This window comes from uncultured Lactobacillus sp. (genome assembly GCF_944327175.1).
Taxonomy (GTDB): Bacteria; Bacillota; Bacilli; order Lactobacillales; family Lactobacillaceae; genus Lactobacillus.
This window is the reverse complement of sequence record NZ_CALVGT010000066.1, coordinates 1-3,884: the sequence shown is the minus strand read 5'-3', so window position 1 is coordinate 3,884 and position 3,884 is coordinate 1. Positions and strand designations below refer to the sequence as shown.

General features: G+C 48.3%; 4 protein-coding genes. All 4 read right to left on the bottom strand.

The features are described 5' to 3' along the window. Positions 1–163: 163 nt before the first annotated feature. The gene (locus Q0J41_RS08530; protein ID WP_296228467.1) at positions 164–1,072 is read right to left on the bottom strand and encodes an alpha/beta hydrolase; all 909 of its coding nucleotides are present in this window, start codon (positions 1,070–1,072) and stop codon (positions 164–166) included. 56 nt (positions 1,073–1,128) lie between these two features. Next, positions 1,129–1,878 carry an alpha/beta fold hydrolase gene (locus Q0J41_RS08525; protein WP_296228465.1) on the bottom strand — a complete coding sequence of 250 codons (750 nt, stop codon included), beginning with the start codon at positions 1,876–1,878 and terminating at the stop codon, positions 1,129–1,131. 19 nt (positions 1,879–1,897) lie between these two features. Next, positions 1,898–3,139 (bottom strand): MFS transporter, encoded by a 1,242-nt coding sequence (locus Q0J41_RS08520; protein WP_296228462.1) that lies wholly within the window; start codon positions 3,137–3,139, stop codon positions 1,898–1,900. A gap of 71 nt (positions 3,140–3,210) precedes the next feature. Continuing rightward, on the bottom strand, positions 3,211–3,884 hold a 674-nt coding region (locus tag Q0J41_RS08515; RefSeq protein ID WP_296228459.1), incomplete at its 5' end, for an FAD-binding protein.

Below are 3,884 nucleotides of genomic sequence, written 5' to 3'. Positions count from 1 at the left end.
TTCGAAGAGGTTAACCCAAGTAAAAGGCAGGTGGTTCAAGAAGATGATAAAAATCGCCATCACCAGCCCCATGAAGAGGGATAAAACCGTGGTTAAAATCGTACCAAAGTGGCTCTTGTAAAACATAGTGTTGCTCCGATCTTAAAATATTTTAGTGTCTGTTTTAAAGCAGGTGGTACAAGTTATTCTCACTGAGCCAGCCCAGATAGAGCTTGGTCCAGGAAGAAGCTTGCGGGTCGCTCAAAGAATGGTCTGGCCGGCCATCAGTCCGCTTGTCCGCTAAGGACATGCCATGGTTGCCCTTTTGATACATGTGGAACTCAAACGGGACCTTGTTTTTAGCCAGGTCACCAGCGAAGTTAATAGCATCCCCGACATGGCAGTTTAAATCTTCCGTCGTTCCCCACATGAAGGTCCGCGGGAACTGACTGGTCACTGCCTGGTCCAAGTTGATCATGGCAATTCTTTCAGCTGACTGATCCAGGCCAGTTGCCGCGTAATTGATTAAGTCCACGCTAACCTTGACCTTGTTCAAAACCGCGATATTGTGATTATTTAAATCAACCATCTTGATAGCCGGGTAGCAAAGGCCTACTGAATCTGGCCGCATCTGCTCTGCTTTCAAGCCTGTCAGCTTGGCCAGCCAAGAAGCCTGCCAGTAGGCGGCCAGCTGAGCCGTTAAGTTACCGCCGGCTGAAAATCCAATCACGTTTATGCTTTCCGGATCGATTTGCCATTCTTCAGCATGGCTTCTGACGTCAGCAACCAGCTTTGCCAGGTCAATCAAGGGATTAGGAAATGCACTGACAGGATCGCGGCTGTAGTCATGATTTCCGTCAAAAAATTCCGCTCCCTCAGTCGCGTAGTCAAAAATGGCACATGAGAAACCCTTGCTGATAAATTCGTAGGCAATCGGCTCTCTTTCCCGCCAAGCCGTGTAACAGTAGGCCCCGCCTGGCACGATGACCAAGAATGAGGACTTGCGCTTTTCATCAACCGATGAATCTGCTTCTTGGATGTAATAGCTGGCTTCAGCGCCCTTTTCACCAATTTTTTTGTTAAAGATTTTCATTTTTATCACCTGCTAAAAAGTAAAAGGCTGCCCGAAGGCAGCCTCAAACCAACAAATTACTTAGTCAAGAAGTTTACAACGCGTTCGTAAACTTCCTCGCGGTTTTGGTGCAAGCCGTGGTCACTTTCTGGAATCAGATGAAATTCGCAGTTATCGTAGATGGATTGGTAGTGCCGGCTGGCGTAATTGTTGACAATTTCGTCATTTTCACCGTGCAGGGCCAAAACCGGGCCATGGTAAGCAGCCGCCGTTTCGTAAATGTTGATAAACTTGGCAGTTCTGAAATACCAGCCGTTAAGCTTGAAATCACCAAAGTCCAGTTTGTCTGGCACTGCCTTTGGATCGTATTCCTGGCCCATGCAAGTGCCGATTCTGGCATCATCAACCAAAGTAGCAGCTGAAGACATAATTACCAGCTTGTCGATCTTATCAGCGTAGTAACCTGCCATCATTGAAGACAGGACCCCGCCTTGTGAGTGACCAATCAAGTAGATCTTCTTGACCCCTTCCAAACTGAAGACATACTTCATTACTGCTTCATAGTCTTCCAGTTCGTTAAAAATCGACATGTTGTCCAGCGGACCTTCACTTAAACCGTGCCCGTTGAAGTCAAAGCGAACCGTAGCCAGGCCCTTTTCCTGCAGCTTTTCCGCCAAAACGGGAAGCAAGTCATTGACTTTGGGATCCATCATGCCAACAAAACCGTAAGCCAGAATCGCCAAATCATATTCCTTGCTGTTAGGAATGGATACCTTGGCTGCCAACTGCAAACCATCACGCGTAATTGTTACATCTTTTTCACTCATTTTTTCAATTCTCCTATTTCTAACTTTCCAAGTTGGTAATATTGTTCTTTGCCCGGCGGTTCTGGCTGATGCGGACGATGATCCCGAAGAGGACACCAACAATGGCAATAACCATATTCATCAGCAAAATTACCCGTGGTGCATTAGTACCAGCACTCGCGGTAATTGACCCGCAAGCCCGGATAATCAGCCAGTTGGACAAAGCATTGCCCAGACCGACAATTGAGATGGCTGTGGCCTTGTGAGCTGGATACAGGCCGGCCAGCAATGAAACAGCCAATTGCATCAAACCACCAGAAGCAAACCAGCCCATGATGGCTGCCAAAACATACAGGAGAGGACCACTCTGTACGAAGTATGAGAGAAGCAAGCCAGCAGCGCAGACAGCTGGGTAAACGATCAAGATCGTTGACTCACGGACACCCTTTGCCACCATTGCTGATGTAGTCAAAACGGATGCCAGGGATGCAATCGCGTAAACTGACTGCAACATGGCTGGATTAGTCAAGCCATAAAGCTTCCCCAATTCCTGGTTAGTATTGGTCCAAACCATGAAGACAGCCGTGGTGCTAAAGCCCATCAAACCCAAGATTACTGATTCCAAAGTGATTTTAATCTTGCCCTTTGGCTTAACATCACTGCTTGCTTCAACTTTTTGCGTTTGCCGGTCGCCGCCCACTTCCGGGAATGGCAGGAAGAAACAGGCAATACCGATTACAGCGTAAACCACGGTAATGCCCCAGAAGGCAACTTTAAATGAGATATGCTGAGCATTAAAAGCAACGATCACAAATGGCAGGATGAACTGACCAAAGCTGACAAAGAACTTCGTCAAAACCGTCAGCATTGACCGCTTGTCTGGATAAGCATCCTGCATTGATGGCGTCAAGCCGGCATTCATAAAGGAATTACCAATCCCGCCAATCAAGGAGCAAACATAAGCCACTGCTACATTTGGTGCTAACATAAAACCGGCAAAGTTGATTACTGTGCAGAGACAGGCCATGATCGAGGCGAAGCGGCGGCCAAACTTATCAGAAAGCGGACCTGCCAGGGTGCCGATTAGGCCCCCGACGCCGACCGCTGAACTGACTGACAGAACAGCTGCGATATTGCCTTTTTGTCCCCATAATTCTGCTAATTGTAATTTGTACTGGGCGGAAATCGACATAATGATCCCGCACATTAAGAATGTGGTATATACAGCAACCGCTGTTGAAAGATAGCTGCGCTTCTTGCCACTAGTTACACTGGTATCCAAGGTTCTTCTCCTAAAAATATTTCTTTTCTTACTCTTTTAATTCATCACAAATATCACGATTTATTTTTCTCTTAGTGGTGAGATGCCCCGCTAACCGCGTCGCTAGCTGGGTTTTCCTCGTCAGCCGTGTCAGCGGCGATCCGGCCGAATGTGAAGATGTCAGCCAGGGAGTTCCCGCCCAAACGGTTGCCGGCGTGCAGGCCACCCGCGTTTTCACCAGCTGAATACAGGCCGGCGATCACGTGGCCTTCTTCATCCAGAACGTGGCCCTTAGTGTCGATAACCAGACCGCCCATAGTATGGTGGATAGCTGGCTTACGCGGAGTTGCGTAGAATGGTGCTACTTCACACTTCAAGCGGAAGGCACTCTTGCCAAATTCCGGATCATGGCCGGCGTCAACGTAAGAGTTGTACTTCTTGATGGTGTCAACCAAGACTTCTGGGTCCATGCCTACTTGCTTTGCCAAGCCTTCCAGAGTGTCATCTCTAAAGAGGGTGCCAGCTGCCACTTGGGCATCGATTGATTCTTGTGTGGTGTTGTAGGCAGTTTCCTTGATCTTGTCGTCGGCGATCAGGTAGAAGAGGCCGCCGTTGTCGATCGCTGCCTTAGCCAGAGTGTCGCGTTCAGCAAATTCGTTGACGAAACGTTCACCCTTTTGGTTAACCATAATGAAGTTTTCAGGCGGAGTTTGCAAGCCAGTGAAAAGTTCCCCGGTTACCGGGTCAGAAACTGGCATGAGTTGGA